The sequence below is a fragment of the Streptomyces sp. NPDC049887 genome (genome assembly GCF_040656535.1).
Lineage (GTDB): Bacteria > Actinomycetota > Actinomycetes > Streptomycetales > Streptomycetaceae > Streptomyces.
Window position 1 is genome coordinate 55,134 of sequence record NZ_JBFAMM010000003.1, and the last position, 16,146, is coordinate 71,279.

16 protein-coding genes are annotated in these 16,146 nt (G+C 71.3%); 1 reads left to right on the forward strand and 15 read right to left on the reverse strand.

Annotated elements, in window-relative coordinates:
- Positions 1-58: 58 nt before the first annotated feature.
- The 11 genes from rpoZ to pyrR all read right to left on the reverse strand — a co-directional run bounded on the left by rpoZ (position 59) and on the right by pyrR (position 11,734).
- Positions 59-331: a DNA-directed RNA polymerase subunit omega gene (rpoZ, locus tag AB0J10_RS04390; protein ID WP_003982715.1), complete on the reverse strand. Its 273-nt coding sequence runs from the start codon at positions 329-331 to the stop codon at positions 59-61.
- A gap of 40 nt (positions 332-371) precedes the next feature.
- The gene (gmk, locus tag AB0J10_RS04395; protein WP_363057700.1) at positions 372-935 is read right to left on the reverse strand and encodes a guanylate kinase; all 564 of its coding nucleotides are present in this window, start codon (positions 933-935) and stop codon (positions 372-374) included.
- A 38-nt stretch (positions 936-973) separates the two neighbouring features.
- On the reverse strand, positions 974-1,297 hold the full coding sequence (locus AB0J10_RS04400) for an integration host factor (RefSeq protein ID WP_017945586.1): 324 nt from the start codon (positions 1,295-1,297) through the stop codon (positions 974-976).
- Positions 1,298-1,722: 425 nt separating this feature from the next.
- The gene (pyrF, locus tag AB0J10_RS04405; protein WP_363057703.1) at positions 1,723-2,565 is read right to left on the reverse strand and encodes an orotidine-5'-phosphate decarboxylase; all 843 of its coding nucleotides are present in this window, start codon (positions 2,563-2,565) and stop codon (positions 1,723-1,725) included.
- Positions 2,562-3,674: a quinone-dependent dihydroorotate dehydrogenase gene (locus AB0J10_RS04410; protein WP_363057705.1), complete on the reverse strand. Its 1,113-nt coding sequence runs from the start codon at positions 3,672-3,674 to the stop codon at positions 2,562-2,564. Before AB0J10_RS04410 ends, pyrF begins: the two co-directional genes overlap by 4 nt.
- 84 nt (positions 3,675-3,758) lie before the next feature.
- On the reverse strand, positions 3,759-7,067 hold the full coding sequence (carB, locus tag AB0J10_RS04415) for a carbamoyl-phosphate synthase large subunit (RefSeq protein ID WP_363057707.1): 3,309 nt from the start codon (positions 7,065-7,067) through the stop codon (positions 3,759-3,761).
- Positions 7,060-8,226 (reverse strand): glutamine-hydrolyzing carbamoyl-phosphate synthase small subunit, encoded by a 1,167-nt coding sequence (gene carA, locus AB0J10_RS04420; protein ID WP_363057709.1) that lies wholly within the window; start codon positions 8,224-8,226, stop codon positions 7,060-7,062. Before carA ends, carB begins: the two co-directional genes overlap by 8 nt.
- A complete protein-coding gene (locus AB0J10_RS04425; RefSeq protein ID WP_363057711.1) occupies positions 8,223-8,804 on the reverse strand; it encodes a hypothetical protein in 582 nt (193 codons plus the stop codon). Before AB0J10_RS04425 ends, carA begins: the two co-directional genes overlap by 4 nt.
- Entirely contained in the window at positions 8,801-10,087 is a 1,287-nt protein-coding gene (locus AB0J10_RS04430) for a dihydroorotase (RefSeq protein ID WP_363057713.1), read from the reverse strand. Before AB0J10_RS04430 ends, AB0J10_RS04425 begins: the two co-directional genes overlap by 4 nt.
- Positions 10,088-10,090: 3 nt before the next feature.
- Positions 10,091-11,071 (reverse strand): aspartate carbamoyltransferase catalytic subunit, encoded by a 981-nt coding sequence (locus AB0J10_RS04435; RefSeq protein ID WP_363058250.1) that lies wholly within the window; start codon positions 11,069-11,071, stop codon positions 10,091-10,093.
- Positions 11,072-11,158: 87 nt separating this feature from the next.
- On the reverse strand, positions 11,159-11,734 hold the full coding sequence (pyrR, locus tag AB0J10_RS04440; protein ID WP_363057715.1) for a bifunctional pyr operon transcriptional regulator/uracil phosphoribosyltransferase PyrR: 576 nt from the start codon (positions 11,732-11,734) through the stop codon (positions 11,159-11,161).
- Positions 11,735-11,954: 220 nt separating this feature from the next.
- Between pyrR and bldD the strand changes: the two genes are divergently transcribed.
- Positions 11,955-12,455, forward strand: a complete 501-nt coding sequence (gene bldD, locus AB0J10_RS04445; RefSeq protein WP_017945577.1) for a transcriptional regulator BldD — start codon at positions 11,955-11,957, stop codon at positions 12,453-12,455.
- Positions 12,456-12,683: 228 nt separating this feature from the next.
- Here the strand turns inward: bldD and nusB are convergent, their stop codons facing one another.
- The 4 genes from nusB to AB0J10_RS04465 form a co-directional block, all read right to left on the reverse strand.
- A complete protein-coding gene (nusB, locus tag AB0J10_RS04450; RefSeq protein WP_363057718.1) occupies positions 12,684-13,112 on the reverse strand; it encodes a transcription antitermination factor NusB in 429 nt (142 codons plus the stop codon).
- 2 nt (positions 13,113-13,114) lie between these two features.
- Positions 13,115-13,681 (reverse strand): elongation factor P, encoded by a 567-nt coding sequence (efp, locus tag AB0J10_RS04455; protein WP_018892597.1) that lies wholly within the window; start codon positions 13,679-13,681, stop codon positions 13,115-13,117.
- Positions 13,682-13,752: 71 nt separating this feature from the next.
- Positions 13,753-14,868, reverse strand: coding sequence for an aminopeptidase P family protein (locus tag AB0J10_RS04460; RefSeq protein WP_363057720.1), 1,116 nt, complete (start codon positions 14,866-14,868; stop codon positions 13,753-13,755).
- Positions 14,869-15,254: 386 nt separating this feature from the next.
- On the reverse strand, positions 15,255-16,091 hold the full coding sequence (locus tag AB0J10_RS04465) for an AAA family ATPase (RefSeq protein ID WP_363057722.1): 837 nt from the start codon (positions 16,089-16,091) through the stop codon (positions 15,255-15,257).
- Between the last annotated feature and the right edge of the window lie 55 nt (positions 16,092-16,146).

The window sequence follows — 16,146 nt, forward strand, 5'->3', positions numbered from 1 at the left end:
GGCCTGTGGTGACAGTGCCGATTGCTCCCGGGGCGGCCGCGGCCGATCCGGACGGGTACTACTGGGCCGGGCCCTCGACGGCCTCGGAGGTCAGCAGGCCCGCGTTGATCTCGCGCAGGGCGATCGAGAGCGGCTTCTCGTGCACGTGGGTGTCCACCAGCGGACCGACGTACTCGAGGAGACCCTCACCGAGCTGCGAGTAGTACGCGTTGATCTGACGCGCACGCTTGGCCGCGTAGATCACCAGGCTGTACTTCGAGTCGGTCGCCTCGAGCAGCTCGTCGATCGGCGGGTTGATGATGCCCTCGGGCGCGGTGATGGAAGAGGACACGCTCTAGCCTTCCGAAGAAACTACGGGGAAATCAGAAAGATCAGACAACTTCCATCAAGGCTAGCAGCTCGCGCGCGACGTCCTCGACGGAGGTGTTGACCAGGGTGGTGTCGAACTCGGACTCCGCGGCCAGCTCGACCTTCGCCGCCTCGAGGCGGCGCTCGATGACGTCGGGGGCCTCGGTGCCGCGGCCGGTGAGGCGGCGGACCAGTTCGTCCCAGCTCGGCGGGGCCAGGAAGACCAGCTGGGAGTCCGGCATGGACTCCTTGACCTGACGCGCGCCCTGGAGATCGATCTCCAGGAGCACCGGCTCCCCGGCCTCCAGGCGATCCTGGACCGCACGGCGCGGAGTGCCGTAGCGGTTGCCCGCGAACTCAGCCCATTCCAGCAACTCGCCGTTGGCGACCAGCTTGTCGAACTCGTCGTCGCCGACGAAGAAGTACTGGACACCGTGACGCTCGCCGGGGCGCGGCTTCCGGGTGGTGGCCGACACCGAGAGCCAGACCTCGGGGTGGACCTTGCGCATATGGGCGACGACCGTGCTCTTGCCGACCCCTGAGGGGCCGGAGAGCACGGTCAGCCGCGGACGTGCCTCTGCTGCCATGCAGCGATTATCCAGGTTCCCGGGAGTGCCCGGGAACGTCAGGCGGGGCCGCCGCCGAACTCACGCTCGAGCGACGCGATCTGGTTCGAACCGAGACCCCGCACACGGCGGCTCTCGGAGATGCCCAGTCGCTCCATGATCTGCTTGGCACGGACCTTGCCGACGCCGGGGAGCGACTCGAGCAGGGCGGAGACCTTCATCTTGCCGATGACGTTGTTCTCCTGGCCCTGCTTGATGACCTCGTGGAGGGAGGCGCCGGAGTGCTTGAGTCGATTCTTGACCTCGGCCCGCTCCCGGCGAGCCGCGGCGGCCTTTTCGAGCGCGGCTGCGCGCTGTTCAGGGGTAAGGGGCGGAAGAGCCACGCCTACGTCACCTCGGATGTCGAACTGTCGGATACGGACCGGTGAGGAACCTAGTCGGCCCACACCAGGCGAGCAACGAACAACGCAGTGGCCGTTGCATCGCTGACTCTCGACGGAGACTAGCGGCCGAGACCGCTCCAGTCAGCGAGAACAGCGGAAAAGTCCTGGTCAGCATCGGCCGACCTGGATATTCCAGACATACTGACCCGCTTTCTGTCAAGAAAGCGTCGGTCGAAGACGCAGATGAGGGCCCTGCCCAGTGCTTCGGCAGGGCCCTCGGAGGGCCTGGCTCCGCCCCGGAGAACCGGTCAGGGGCCCGGGACGGGTACCCGGGACTCCCCGGGAGCGGGCTCGGAGCGGACGCGGAGCGCCTCAAGGCACGGCCCCGGGGAGAGCCGGGTCCCCGGGCCGACCCTCGCGTACGCCTACGCGCCCTCGACCGCCGCACGGACCTCGTCGGCGAAGCGCTCCGCGGCCCCGCGCAGGGAGGCCGCGTCCGGGCCGTGGCGCAGGACGCCGCGGCTCACGCTCGGCACGACGTTGCGCACGGCGGGACCGAACACGCCGGGCAGGTCGGCCGGGGTCGCCCCCTGGGCGCCGATGCCCGGTGCGAGGAGCGGGCCGTTGATGTCCAGGTCCACGCCCGCGTCGCCGAGCGTGGCGCCGACCACGGCGCCGACCGGGCCCATCGGGTCAGCCCCGGCATTCTCGTCGGCCATGTGGTTCAGCATGAGCTGGGCGAGCGAGCCTCCGCCGGACGCCGTCGCGCGCTGGACCTCGGCGCCCTCCGGGTTGGAGGTGAGTGCGAGGACGAAGACCCCGCAGCCGCTGAGGACGGCCTGGTCGAGCGCCGGTCGCAGTGACCCGAAGCCGAGGTACGGCGAGACCGTCACGGCGTCGGAGAACAGCGGCGAGTCCTTCCGGAGGAACGCCTCCGCGTAGGCGCCCATGGTGGAGCCGATGTCGCCGCGCTTGGCGTCCATCAGGACCAGCGCGCCGGCGGCCCGGGAGTCCTCCACGGCCTTCTCCAGCACCGCGATGCCGCGCGAGCCGAAACGCTCGAAGAAGGCGGACTGCGGCTTGAGGACGGCGACCCGGTCGGCCAGCGCCTCGACCACAGTACGGGTGAACCGCTCCAGACCGTTGACGTCGTCGTCCAGCCCCCAGGCGGTGAGCAGCGAGGCGTGCGGATCGATCCCCACGCACAGGGGGCCGCGGGTGTCCATGGCGTGGCGCAGACGGGTGCCGAACGGTTCCGTGGGGCTCATGCGGTGGCTGCCTTTCGGGTCTCGGCGCCGACGGCCTCGGCGAGGGTGGCGTAGGGGCTCGCGGCGAGCCGGGCGGCCAGGCCCTTGTGGACGGCCCGGGCGTAGAACGGGCCCTCGTAGACGAACGCGCTGTAGCCCTGGACGAGGGTGGCCCCCGCCAGGATGCGCTGCCAGGCGTCCTCGGCGTTCTCGATGCCGCCGACGCCCACGAGGGTGATGCGGTCGCCCACGCGTGCGTACAGGCGGCGGAGCACCTCCAGGGAGCGCTCCTTGACGGGGGCGCCGGAGAGCCCGCCGGTCTCCTTCACCAGCGCCGGGTCGGACCTCAGGCCGAGACCGTCGCGGGCGATGGTGGTGTTGGTGGCGATGATGCCGTCGAGGCCCAGCTCCACGGCGAGATCGGCGACGGCGTCCACGTCCTCGTCGGCGAGGTCCGGGGCGATCTTGACCAGGAGGGGGACGCGACGGCCGGTGACCGTGCGGTCGGCGGCCGCGCGCACCGCGCTGAGCAGGGGGCGCAGCGCCTGAGTGGCCTGGAGGTTCCGCAGGCCGGGGGTGTTCGGCGAGCTGACGTTGACGACCAGGTAGTCCGCGTGGGCGGCGAGCCGCTCGGTGGAGGTCACGTAGTCCCCGACGGCCTCGTCCTCGGGGACGACCTTGGTCTTGCCGATGTTGACGCCGACGACCGTCCGGAAGATCTCCCGGCGGGCGGCGAGCCGGGCGGCGACGGCGGCGGAGCCGTCGTTGTTGAAGCCCATGCGGTTGATCAGCGCCCGGTCCGGCACGAGCCGGAAGAGCCTTTTGCGGGGATTGCCCGGCTGGGGCTGTGCCGTGACGGTGCCGATCTCCACATGGTCGAACCCGAGCATGGACATGCCGTCGATGGCGACGGCGTTCTTGTCGAAGCCCGCGGCGAGCCCGAACGGGCCGTGCATCCGCAGTCCGAGGGCCTCGGTGCGCAGTTCCTCGTAGCGGGGTGCGAGCGCGGCGGCGGCGAACGTGCGCAGCACCGGGACGCGGGCCACGAGCCGGATCCACCGGAAGGCGAGGTGGTGGGCCTCCTCCGGGTCCATCCGCTTGAAGACCAGGTTGAAGAAGAGCTTGTACATCTCAGTGGTGTCCTGTGTGTCCTCACGAGGACGGGTGTCCTCACGAAGAGGGGGACACCGCTCCGGTGTCCCCCTCGTGGGCTGCTAGTCGCGGGCCGCGGTCAGCTGCTCCGCGTGTTCCTGGAGTGAACGGACGCCCACCCCGCCGAGGTTGAGCGCGTCGATGCCCTGGACCGCCGCCGCGAGCGCCTGGACCGTCGTCAGGCAGGGCACGCCGCGGGCCACGGCCGCGGTGCGGATGTCGTAGCCGTCGAGGCGGCCGCCCGTGCCGTAGGGAGTGTTGACGATGAGGTCGACCTGGCCGTCGTGGATGAGCTGGACGATGGTCCTCTCACCGCCGGGCCCCTCCCCCTCGGACTGCTTGCGCACGACCGTGGCATGGATGCCGTTGCGCTTGAGCACTTCGGCGGTGCCCGACGTGGCGAGCAGTTCGAAGCCGTGCGCGACCAGTTCCCGGGCCGGGAAGATCATCGAGCGCTTGTCCCGGTTGGCGACCGAGATGAAGGCGCGGCCCTTGGTGGGCAGCGGGCCGTAGGCCCCGGCCTGCGACTTCGCGTACGCCGTGCCGAAGACGTTGTCGATGCCCATGACCTCGCCGGTGGAGCGCATCTCCGGACCGAGGACGGTGTCGACACCGCGTCCGTGGATGTCGCGGAAACGGCTCCACGGCATCACGGCCTCCTTGACGGAGATCGGGGCGTCCAGCGGGAGCGTGCCCCCGTCGCCCTGGGCCGGCAGCAGGCCCTCCTCGCGCAGTTCGGCGATGGTGGCGCCGAGCGAGATCCGCGCGGCGGCCTTGGCCAGCGGTACGGCGGTCGCCTTCGAGGTGAACGGGACGGTGCGGGAGGCGCGCGGGTTGGCCTCCAGCACGTACAGGATGTCGCCGGCCATCGCGAACTGGATGTTGATCAGTCCGCGGACACCGACGCCGCGGGCGATGGCCTCGGTCGACGCCCGCAGCCGCTTGACGTCGAAACCGCCGAGCGTGATCGGAGGAAGGGCGCAGGCCGAGTCGCCGGAGTGGATACCGGCCTCCTCGATGTGCTCCATGACGCCGCCGAGGTACAGCTCGGAGCCGTCGTAGAGCGCGTCCACGTCGATCTCGATGGCGTCGTCGAGGAAGCGGTCGACCAGGACCGGCCGGTCGGGTCCGATCTCGGTGGACTCCGAGATGTACGCCTGCAGCCGGGTCTCGTCGTAGACGATCTCCATGCCGCGGCCGCCGAGCACGTACGAGGGGCGGACGAGCACCGGGTAGCCGATCTCGTCGGCGATGGCCTTGGCCTCGGAGAAGGTGGTCGCGGTGCCGTGCTTGGGCGCCGGGAGGCCGGCGTCGGCGAGGACCCGGCCGAAGGCGCCGCGGTCCTCGGCGGCGTGGATGGCCTCGGGTGACGTGCCGACGATCGGGACGCCGTTGTCCTTCAGGGCCTGCGAGAGACCGAGCGGGGTCTGCCCGCCGAGCTGGACCACGACACCGGCGACCGGTCCGGCCTGCTGCTCGGCGTGCACGATCTCCAGGACGTCCTCCAGGGTGAGCGGCTCGAAGTACAGCCGGTCGGAGGTGTCGTAGTCGGTGGAGACCGTCTCGGGGTTGCAGTTGACCATGACGGTCTCGTAGCCGGCGTCGTGGAGCGCGAAGGAGGCGTGGACGCAGGAGTAGTCGAACTCGATGCCCTGGCCGATGCGGTTCGGGCCGGAGCCCAGGATGATCACCGCGGGCTTCTCGCGCGGGGCGACCTCGGACTCCTCGTCGTAGGACGAGTAGAAGTACGGGGTGCGCGCGGCGAACTCGGCGGCGCAGGTGTCGACGGTCTTGTAGACCGGGCGGATGCCCAGGGCGTGGCGCACCTCGCGGACGACGTCCTCGCGCAGGCCGCGGATGCCGCCGATCTGGGCGTCCGAGAAGCCGTGCCGCTTGGCCTCGGCCAGCAGTTCGGGGTCGAGCTTCTCGGCGGCGGCCAGGTCGTCGGCGATCTCCTTGATCAGGAAGAGCTGGTCGACGAACCAGGGGTCGATCCTCGACGCGTCGAAGACCTCCTGCTGGGTGGCTCCGGCACGGATGGCCCCCATCACCGTGTTGATCCGGCCGTCGGTCGGGCGGCCCGCCTCGCGCAGCAGCTCGTCCTTGTCGCCGGGCTCGCCCGCGAAGTCGAACTGGCTGCCCTTCTTCTCCAGCGAGCGCAGCGCCTTCTGCAGGGCCTCGGTGAAGTTGCGGCCGATGGCCATGGCCTCGCCCACGGACTTCATGGTGGTGGTGAGCGTGCTGTCCGCGGAGGGGAACTTCTCGAAGGCGAAGCGCGGGGCCTTGACGACCACGTAGTCGAGGGTCGGCTCGAAGGACGCGGGTGTCTGCTCCGTGATGTCGTTGGGGATCTCGTCGAGGGTGTAGCCCACGGCGAGCCGGGCCGCGATCTTCGCGATCGGGAATCCGGTGGCCTTGGAGGCCAGCGCGGAGGAGCGGGACACCCGCGGGTTCATCTCGATGACGATGACCCGGCCGTCCTCGGGGTTGACGGCGAACTGGATGTTGCAGCCGCCGGTGTCGACGCCGACCTCGCGGATGACGGCGATGCCGATGTCGCGCAGGGTCTGGTACTCGCGGTCGGTCAGCGTCATCGCGGGCGCGACCGTGATCGAGTCGCCGGTGTGCACGCCCATGGGGTCGAAGTTCTCGATGGAGCAGACGACCACGACGTTGTCGTTCTTGTCGCGCATCAGCTCCAGCTCGTACTCCTTCCAGCCCAGGATGGACTCCTCCAGGAGCACCTCGGTGGTGGGCGACAGGGTCAGGCCCTGGCCGGCGATGCGGCGCAGTTCGTCCTCGTCGTGCGCGAAGCCGGAACCCGCGCCGCCCATGGTGAAGGAGGGCCGTACGACCACGGGGTAGCCGCCGAGGGTCTCGACGCCCGCGAGCACGTCGTCCATGGAGTGGCAGATCACCGAGCGGGCGGACTCGCCGTGGCCGATCTTCTTGCGGACCTCCTCCACGACCTCCTTGAACAGGTCGCGGTCCTCGCCCTTGTTGATCGCGTCGACGTTGGCGCCGATCAGCTCGACGCCGTACTTCTCCAGCGTCCCCGCCTCGTGGAGGGAGATCGCCGTGTTGAGCGCGGTCTGGCCGCCGAGGGTGGGCAGGAGCGCGTCGGGGCGCTCCTTGGCGATGATCTTCTCGACGTACTCGGGAGTGATCGGCTCCACGTACGTGGCGTCGGCGATCTCCGGGTCGGTCATGATCGTCGCCGGGTTGGAGTTCACCAGGATGACGCGCAGGCCCTCGGACTTGAGGACCCGGCAGGCCTGGGTGCCGGAGTAGTCGAACTCGGCTGCCTGACCGATGACGATCGGGCCGGAGCCGATGACCAGGACGGACTGGATATCGGTGCGCTTAGGCACGCTGGCCCTCCATCAGGGAGACGAAGCGGTCGAACAGGTACGCGGCGTCGTGCGGGCCCGCGGCCGCTTCAGGGTGGTACTGGACGCTGAAGGCCGGCTGGTCGAGCAGCTGGAGGCCCTCCACCACGTCGTCGTTGAGACAGACGTGGGAGACCTCGGCGCGGCCGTAGGGGGTCTCGGAGACCTTGTCGAGAGGGGCGTCCACGGCGAAGCCGTGGTTGTGCGCGGTGACCTCGACCTTGCCGGTCGTGCGGTCCTGCACGGGCTGGTTGATGCCGCGGTGGCCGTACTTGAGCTTGTACGTCCCGAAGCCGAGCGCCCGGCCCAGGATCTGGTTGCCGAAGCAGATGCCGAACAGCGGGGTCCGACGCTCCAGCACGCCCCGCATGACGGACACGGCGTGGTCGGCGGTGGCCGGGTCGCCGGGGCCGTTGGAGAAGAACACGCCGTCGGGGGCGACCGCGTACACGTCCTCGACCGTGGCGGTCGCGGGCAGCACATGCACCTCGATGCCGCGCTCGGCCATGCGGTGCGGTGTCATGCCCTTGATGCCCAGGTCGACGGCGGCGACGGTGAACCTCGCCGAGCCGACCGCCACGGCCTCGCCGTCGGGGCCGATCGCGGGGACGACGTACGACTCCTTCGTGGCGACCTCGGCGGAGAGATCGGCGCCCTTCATCTCGGGCGCCTGGCGGACCTCGGCGAGCATCGTGCCCTCGTCGGGCAGGGCGTTGCCGGAGAAGATGCCGACGCGCATCGCGCCCCGCTCCCGCAGGTGGCGGGTGAGGGCGCGGGTGTCGACACCGCTGATGCCGACCACGCCCTGGGCGGCGAGCTCCTCGTCGAGGGACCGGCGGGAGCGCCAGTTCGAGGGGACCCGGGCGGGGTCGCGTACGACGTAGCCGGACACCCAGATGCGCGACGACTCGGGGTCCTCGTCGTTGACGCCGGTGTTGCCGACGTGCGGGGCGGTCATCACCACGACCTGGCGGTGGTACGACGGGTCGGTCAGGGTCTCCTGGTAGCCGGTCATACCGGTGGAGAACACCGCCTCGCCGAAGGTCACCCCCACGGCCCCGTAGGCGCGGCCGCGGAAGGTGCGGCCGTCCTCCAGGACGAGTACGGCGGGAACGCGGGTTCCCCTGGTGGAGGTCGTCATCGTGCGGCGCCTTCCGTCGTGTCGTTCTTGGTCATGGAGTTGAGGGCCTCGACCCAGGCCGGGTGCCCGGCGGCCCGGTCGGAGCGGAAACCGGAGTCGATCAGCCGGTCGCCGTGCTCCCAGGTGACGATCAGCAGTCCGCCCTCGGTGAGGACCTTCCCGGCGATGCCCTTGTCGAGGCGGGCCCCGCGCAGGGCCGCGGCCGGGACGAAGAAGTCGGCGGCCCCGGGGCGCACGACGTCGATCCCGGCGTCGGTGAGCGTCAGCTCGGCGCGGCTGCGGTTGCCGAGTCCCCGGGCGACGATGCGGTCGAGCCACTGACCGGCGGTCGTGGAGCCGTGGTAGCGGCCGCTGAGCCGGAGCTTGGCCTCACCGGCGTCCTCGGGGGCGGTCGGAAGCTCGGGCAGCCCTGACTGGAGCTCACCCCGCCACTTCCAGCCCTGGCGCATCAGCCAGTAGACGAGGGCGATGAACAGCAGCAGTCCGGCGACCCAGCCGAGCCGTGCGGCCCAGTCGGTCACCTCCGCCGACTTCCGCTCGACCTCTCCGGCCGCCTGAATGATCAGTGGTGTCGTCACGCCAGCTTCCCGTCCATGAGCGTCGCGCGGCCCCGCAGGAACGTGTGGGTGACGCGCCCCGGCAGCTCGCGGCCCTCGTAGGGGGTGTTGCGGCTGCGGGAGGCGAAGCCCGCGGGGTCCACGGTTCCACGGTATGCCGGATCGAGCAGGGTGAGGTTGGCGGGCTCACCTGCCGAGACGGGCCGCCCGTGGCCCTCGGCGCGGCCGATCCGGGCGGGCTTGAACGACATCCGGTCGGCGACGCCCTCCCAGGTCAGCAGCCCGGTGTCGACCATCGTGTGCTGGACGACGGAGAGCGCGGTCTCCAGGCCGACCATGCCCATCGCGGCCGCGGCCCACTCGCAGTCCTTGTCCTCGTGCGGGTGCGGGGCGTGGTCCGTGGCGACGATGTCGATCGTGCCGTCGGCCAGGGCCTCGCGCAGCGCCATCACGTCCCGCTCGGTGCGCAGCGGCGGGTTGACCTTGTAGACGGGGTCGTACGTGCGGACCAGCTCGTCGGTGAGGAGCAGGTGGTGGGGGGTGACCTCGGCGGTGACGTCGATGCCGCGGGACTTGGCCCAGCGGACGATCGCGACGGAGCCGGCGGTCGACAGGTGGCAGATGTGGACGCGGGAGCCGACGTGCTCGGCCAGCAGCACGTCCCGGGCGATGATCGACTCCTCGGCGACGGCCGGCCAGCCGCCCAGTCCCAGCTCGGCGGAGACGACGCCCTCGTTCATCTGGGCGCCCTCGGTGAGCCGGGGCTCCTGCGCGTGCTGCGCCACCACGCCGCCGAAGGCCTTCACGTACTCCAGCGCCCGGCGCATGATCACCGCGTCGTCGACGCACTTGCCGTCGTCGGAGAAGACGGTGACGGCGGCGGCGGAGTCGTGCATGGCGCCGAGCTCGGCGAGCTTCCTGCCCTCCAGGCCGACGGTGACGGCGCCGATGGGCTGGACGTCGCAGTAGCCGTGCTCCCTGCCGAGCCGCCACACCTGCTCGACGACGCCGGCGGTGTCGGCCACCGGGAAGGTGTTGGCCATGGCGAACACGGCCGTGTAACCGCCGCTCGCCGCCGCGCGGGTGCCGGTGAGGACGGTCTCGGAGTCCTCACGGCCGGGCTCACGGAGGTGGGTGTGCAGGTCGACCAGGCCGGGGAGCAGGATCCTGCCCTCCGCCTCGACGACGGTCGCGTCGCCGCTCTCGATCCCGGTGCCGACCTCGGCGATGGTCTCGCCGTCGATCAGTACGTCCCGCGCCTCGCCGCCGAGCACCTTCGCGCCACGGATAAGGATCTTGCTCATGGGTTACTTCGTCTCCTCGGTACGGGCGTGGGTGACGGCGGGCTCGTTGCCGCCGAGAAGCAGGTAGAGGACCGCCATCCGGGTGTGCACGCCGTTGGCGACCTGTTCGACGGCGGTGCAGCGGCCGGAGTCGGCGACCTCGGCGGTGATCTCCATGCCGCGCACCATGGGGCCGGGGTGCATCACGATGGCGTGCTCGGGCATCCGCGCCATGCGGTCGCCGTCGAGGCCGTAGCGCCGCGAGTACTCGCGCTCGGTCGGGAAGAAGGCCGCGTTCATGCGCTCGCGCTGGACCCGCAGCATCATCACGGCGTCGCTCTTCGGCAGCGTGCTGTCCAGGTCGTAGGAGACCTCGCAGGGCCAGTGGCCGACGCCGACGGGCAGCAGGGTGGGCGGCGCGACCAGGGTGACCTCGGCGCCGAGGGTGTGCAGCAGGTCCACGTTGGAGCGGGCGACACGGCTGTGCAGGATGTCGCCGACGATCGTGATGCGCTTGCCCGACAGGTCCTGCCCCAGGCCGGCGTCCCGCCCGACGAGGCGGCGGCGCATGGTGAAGGCGTCGAGCAGCGACTGGGTGGGGTGCTGGTGGGTGCCGTCACCGGCGTTGATGACCGCGGCGTCGATCCAGCCGGAGGTCGCGAGCCGGTAGGGGGCGCCGGAGGCGCCGTGCCGGATGACGACGGCGTCGACGCCCATCGCCTCCAGGGTCTGAGCGGTGTCCTTGAGCGACTCGCCCTTGGAGACGGACGAGCCCTTGGCGGCGAAGTTGATGACGTCCGCGGACAGCCGCTTCTCCGCGGCCTCGAAGGAGATCCGGGTCCTGGTCGAGTCCTCGAAGAAGAGGTTGACGACGGTCCGGCCGCGCAGGGTCGGCAGTTTCTTGATCGGCCGGTCGGCGACCCGGGCCATCTCCTCGGCGGTGTCGAGGATCAGGACGGCGTCGTCACGGGTGAGGTCGGCGGCCGAGATGAGGTGACGCTTCATCTGGGTGTGCTCCAGGGTGTGGAGATGTGCGGGCATGCGGGCGCGCGAGCGCTGCCCGGGGGCGGTGACGGGGGCCGGACCGGGCTGCTACTGCTCGCCGGCCGGGGCGGTCTCCCGCACGCCCAGGAGCACGGTGTCGCGACCGTCCTCCTCGGAGAGCTGGACCTTGACCGTCTCCCGCAGCGACGTCGGGAGGTTCTTGCCGACGTAGTCGGCGCGGATGGGCAGCTCGCGGTGGCCCCGGTCCACCAGGACCGCGAGCTGGACGGCGCGCGGACGGCCGATGTCGTTCAGCGCGTCGAGGGCGGCGCGGATGGTGCGGCCGGAGAAGAGCACGTCGTCGACGAGGACGACCAGCCGGCCGTCGATGCCGTCGGCCGGGATGTCCGTGCGCGCGAGGGCACGGGCGGGACGGAGCCGCAGGTCGTCGCGGTACATGGTGATGTCGAGCGAGCCGACGGGGATGGTGCGGCCGGTGATCCCGGCAAGCTTGGCGGCGAGCCGGTCGGCCAGGAACACGCCGCGGGTCGGGATGCCGAGGAGCACCACGTCGTCGGCGCCCTTGGCGCGCTCGACGATCTCGTGGGCGATGCGGGTCAGTACCCGCGCGATGTCGGGGCCCTCGAGAACGGGGCGCGCGACGTCGGAAGTGTGTGCGTCCATACGAAACGGACCTCCTTCTCCGCCTCACGGGACGGACCTTAAAGGACGTCGGATTTTGCGCCGTCCACGCTACCAGGGTCCGCGAGGGGCCCTGACCACCCCCTCGGGAGGGGCGTACGGACCATTCGGCTTGACGAGGCCAAGTAACGCTGCGTAACCTTCACAGTGAGTGACCAGCCGCGCGGCCGAGCCGCACGTGATACAGCGTCCGGGGAGCTATATGTCCAGCGAATACGCAAAACAGCTCGGGGCCAAGCTCCGCGCCATCCGTACCCAGCAGGGGCTCTCGCTCCACGGGGTGGAGGAGAAGTCCCAGGGCCGCTGGAAGGCCGTCGTCGTCGGGTCGTACGAGCGCGGGGACCGCGCGGTGACGGTTCAGCGCCTGGCCGAGCTGGCGGACTTCTACGGTGTTCCGGTGCAGGAGCTCCTTCCCGGCACCACGCCGGGCGGTGCCGCCGAGCCGCCGCCGAAGCTCGTTCTCGATCTCGAGCGTCTTGCCCACGTCCCCGCCGAGAAGGCCGGACCATTGCAGCGCTATGCGGCGACCATCCAGAGCCAGCGCGGGGACTACAACGGCAAGGTGCTCTCGATCCGCCAGGACGACCTGCGCACGCTCGCCGTCATCTACGACCAGTCGCCCTCGGTGCTCACCGAGCAGTTGATCAGCTGGGGCGTGCTGGACGCCGACGCGCGTCGCGCTGTCGCCCACGAAGAGGGCTGACGCCCCAACAGCAGAAACGTTGCCGCCGGGCCGTGGGAGGGGCTGCCTCCCACGGCCCGACCGTGTTCCGTCCCCTGTACGTGCCGCCGCCGGGACGGGCCCGCAGCGGTCCCTCGGGCCGACACCACGGCGAGCGACTGCCCGGGGCCCCGCCCCGCGCGGGAACGCCGAAGGTCCGCAGCACCGCGGTGCTGCGGACCTTCGCGGCTCGGCCGGCCCCAGCCGGGCCTACGCGTCGCGCAGGGTCGGCTTCAGGTCCTTGAAGCGCCCCAGCAGGCCGTTCACGAAGGACGGCGACTCGTCCGTGGAGAACTCCTTGGCGAGCTGCACCGCCTCGTCGATCACCACGGCGTCCGGGGTGTCGTCCACCCAGACCAGTTCGTAAGCGCCGAGCCGGAGGATGTTGCGGTCCACGACGGGCATCCGGTCGAGCGTCCAGCCGACCGCGTATGCGGCGATCAGCTCGTCGATCCGGTCCGCGTGCTCCGCGTACCCCTCGACCAGCTCCATCGTGTACTCGTTGACCGGCGGCTGACGGTCGTCGGACCGCGAGTGCCGGATCCAGTCCGCGAGGACCTCCTGCACGGAGGCACCGCGCTGGTCGGCCTCGAAGAGGATCTGGAAGGCACGCTTGCGGGCCTTGTTGCGGGCAGCCACGGTTAGCTGTTCACCCGGCCGAGGTAGTCGCCGGAACGGGTGTCGACCTTGATCTTCTCACCGGTGGTGATGAAGAGCGGGACCTGGATGGTGTAGCCGGTCTCCAGGGTGGCGGGCTTGGTGCCGCCCGTGGAGCGGTCGCCCTGGACGCCCGGCTCGGTCTCCTGGATGACGAGCTCGACGGCCGCGGGCAGCTCGACGTAGAGCACCTCGCCCTCGTGCGTCGCGACGGTGGCGGTGAAGCCCTCGATGAGGAAGTTGGCGGCGTCGCCGACGGCGTTGCGGGCGACGTGCAGCTGGTCGTACGTCTGCATGTCCATGAACACGAAGTACTCGCCGTCCATGTACGAGAACTGCATGTCGCGGCGGTCGACGGTGGCCGTCTCGACCTTCACGCCGGCGTTGAAGGTCTTGTCGACGATCTTGCCGGAGAGCACGTTCTTGAGCTTGGTGCGCACGAAGGCCGGGCCCTTGCCGGGCTTGACGTGCTGGAACTCGACGACGGACCAGAGCTGGTCGTTGTCGAGCTTGAGCACCATGCCGTTCTTGAGGTCGTTCGTGGTGGCCACGGTTGCGGAATCTCCTGGACTGACGCTGGTGGACGACCGGGGAGGAGCGAAGGTGCGCGCTGCGAGCGGAGCTACAGCGCGAGCAGCTCCTTGGTCGTGATGGTGAGTAGCTCGGGTCCGCCGTCCGCCTCCTGGCGCACGACGAGCGTGTCATCGATCCGGACTCCGCCCCGGCCCGGGAGGTGGACCCCCGGTTCGACGGTGACCGGCACACAAGCGTCCAGTTTACCCATGGCCGCAGGTGCCAGCTGCGGGTCCTCGTCGATTTCCAGTCCTACACCGTGGCCGGTGAGGGGCGCGAGTCCCTCGCCGTAGCCCGCCGAGTCGAGGAGGTGGCGGGCCGCGCGGTCGACGTCCCGGTACCCGGCACCCGGCAGGAGCGCCTCGCGACCGGCCCGCTGAGCGGCGAAGACGAGGTCGTACAGGTCGATCTGCCAGTCCGCGGGAGAGGTGCCGATGACGAAGGTCCGGCCGATCTCGCAGCGGTAGCCACGGTAGTTGGCGCCGAGGCAGACGGAGAGGAAATCACCCTCCTCGACGCGCCGGTCCGAGGGCCGGTGCCGGCGACGTCCGGCGTTGGGCCCGGTGGCGACCGAGGTCGGGAAGGCGGGGCCGTCGGCACCGTGGTCCACGAGCCGGCGTTCGAGCTCGAGGGCGAGATGGCGCTCGGTGCGGCCGACCAGGATGGACTCCAGCAGTTCACCGAGGGCCTGGTCGGTGATCTCGGCCGCGATCCGCAGGCACGCGATCTCGTCCTCGTCCTTCACCATCCGCTGCTGTTCGACGGCGCCGTCCAGATCGGTCAGCCGGAGACCCGGCGCGACCGTGCCGAGGGCGCGGTGGCGGGCGACGGTGAGGTGGTTCTCCTCGACGGCGAGTCCGTCCGCGCCGGAGCCGGCCGCGGTCTCCGCCGCGGCGACGGCGGGATCATGACCGTGCAGCGGCAGGACGGTCAGCCGCAGCTGCTCGTCCAGACGTCCGTCCACGGGGTCGCCGGTGGGCGCGGTGGGGCACAGCAGTTCGTCCGCGGACTCCCCGGCGGCCCCCAGGAGCAGGACGGCGCCGGGCGGAGCGCCGCCCGCGAGGTAACGGACGTTGGCAGGCCGGGAGATCAGCGCCGCGGCGCTCCCGGTCGCGACACACCGGTCGCGCAGCCGGCTGCGGCGGACAGCGAACACCTCGGACATGAGACGAGCCTAAGAGCGCGGAGCGGATCCGGCCGGTTGAGAGCGTCCGTGCGGGGTTCCTCCGAGGTGCGCCCTCGCGGGGCGGGCGGGCGGACGGCGCCGCGGCGCGGGCAGGGGCGGTCCGCTGCCGCGCGGGCAGGGGGGGCGCCTCTCGCGGCGGCGGGGCCGATCATGGCGTCCGGCGTCCGGCGCGCTCCGGGGCTCGTGACCGGGACGGCGTGCTCGACGGCCCTCCCACGCTCCCGCTGGGCAGGGCGGCTCTCCGCGCCACCGCCACGCTCGAAGCCCGGACCCGCGCCGCCTCCGCGCCCCGGCGCCTCCCCGCCGCCGCGAGGGGCACCCCCGGCGGGTACGCACCGCGCACGGCCCCGCGCCACGCAACGCGCCTACCAGGCCGGTGGGCTCTGCAGCGCCCTGGCCAGCACGTCGTCCAGGACGCGCGCGGTCGTCTCCACGTCGCACTGGGAGTTGTCGATGATCGGGAGGCCGGAGCCGTACCAGCCGGCCATGCGGCCGTGGATGCCGGCGACCTCCTCGTCCGAGAGACGGCGGTTGCCGCTGCGCTCGGCGTTGCGCTCCAGGACGACATCCAGGCCGGGCAGGAGCACCACGGGCAGCAGTCCGGGTCCGACGTGGCGCTTCCAGCCACCGAGTCCGACGACGGGACGGTCGGGGAAGACGGCGTCGTCGAGGATGCAGGAGATGCCGTTGGCCAGGAAGTTGCGGGCGGCGAAGCCGCAGGTCCGGCGTGCCAGGCGGTACTGGGCCTCCGACTGGTCGTTCCAGCCGGTCTGGGGGTCGGCGAAGCCGGAGCAGACCCATTCGCGGACGTCGTCGAGGCTGATGTGCGCGGTGGGGACGCGGCGGCGCTGTGCCCAGTGCCGGGCGACGGTCGTCTTGCCCGCGCCCGCCGGGCCGATCAGCAGGACCGCGAGGGTGGCGCTGCCGGTGCCGTTGTCGGCGGGCGGTGCGGGGAGCGGAACCGGTCCGCCCGGCGGGAGTGCGACGTGCCCCGTGTCCGGGGCGGGCGGCGCGGGGACCTGCTGCCCGGGGTCGCTCCAGCCCGGGGCGGGCGGCCCCTGCGGAGGCGGAGGGGTCCGCGGCGGCGGGCCGGGGTGCTGGGACCGGTGTGGCCATCCGGCCGCCGGGTCGTGCCCGGGTACGGGTCCCGGGACGTGTCCCGGCCCGTGGGGAGGCAGCGGAGCTCCCACTGCGTGCTGCATCCGGCGCCACTCCGTCTCGTACGACTTCACGCTGGTCGGACGGGAGTTGGCCCGT

Excerpts from the sequence above, each read along its gene's own strand:
- pyrR (WP_363057715.1), bottom strand. The coding sequence starts at position 11,734 with ATGGACGCACACACTTCCGACGTCGCGCGCCCCGTTCTCGAGGGCCCC.
- AB0J10_RS04460 (WP_363057720.1), bottom strand. The coding sequence starts at position 14,868 with ATGTCCGAGGTGTTCGCTGTCCGCCGCAGCCGGCTGCGCGACCGGTGT.
- AB0J10_RS04430 (WP_363057713.1), bottom strand. The coding sequence starts at position 10,087 with ATGAGCAAGATCCTTATCCGTGGCGCGAAGGTGCTCGGCGGCGAGGCG.
- bldD (WP_017945577.1), top strand. The coding sequence starts at position 11,955 with ATGTCCAGCGAATACGCAAAACAGCTCGGGGCCAAGCTCCGCGCCATC.
- gmk (WP_363057700.1), bottom strand. The coding sequence starts at position 935 with ATGGCAGCAGAGGCACGTCCGCGGCTGACCGTGCTCTCCGGCCCCTCA.
- pyrF (WP_363057703.1), bottom strand. The coding sequence starts at position 2,565 with ATGAGCCCCACGGAACCGTTCGGCACCCGTCTGCGCCACGCCATGGAC.
- carA (WP_363057709.1), bottom strand. The coding sequence starts at position 8,226 with ATGACGACCTCCACCAGGGGAACCCGCGTTCCCGCCGTACTCGTCCTG.
- AB0J10_RS04435 (WP_363058250.1), bottom strand. The coding sequence starts at position 11,071 with ATGAAGCGTCACCTCATCTCGGCCGCCGACCTCACCCGTGACGACGCC.
- AB0J10_RS04465 (WP_363057722.1), bottom strand. The coding sequence starts at position 16,091 with ATGCAGCACGCAGTGGGAGCTCCGCTGCCTCCCCACGGGCCGGGACAC.
- AB0J10_RS04410 (WP_363057705.1), bottom strand. The coding sequence starts at position 3,674 with ATGTACAAGCTCTTCTTCAACCTGGTCTTCAAGCGGATGGACCCGGAG.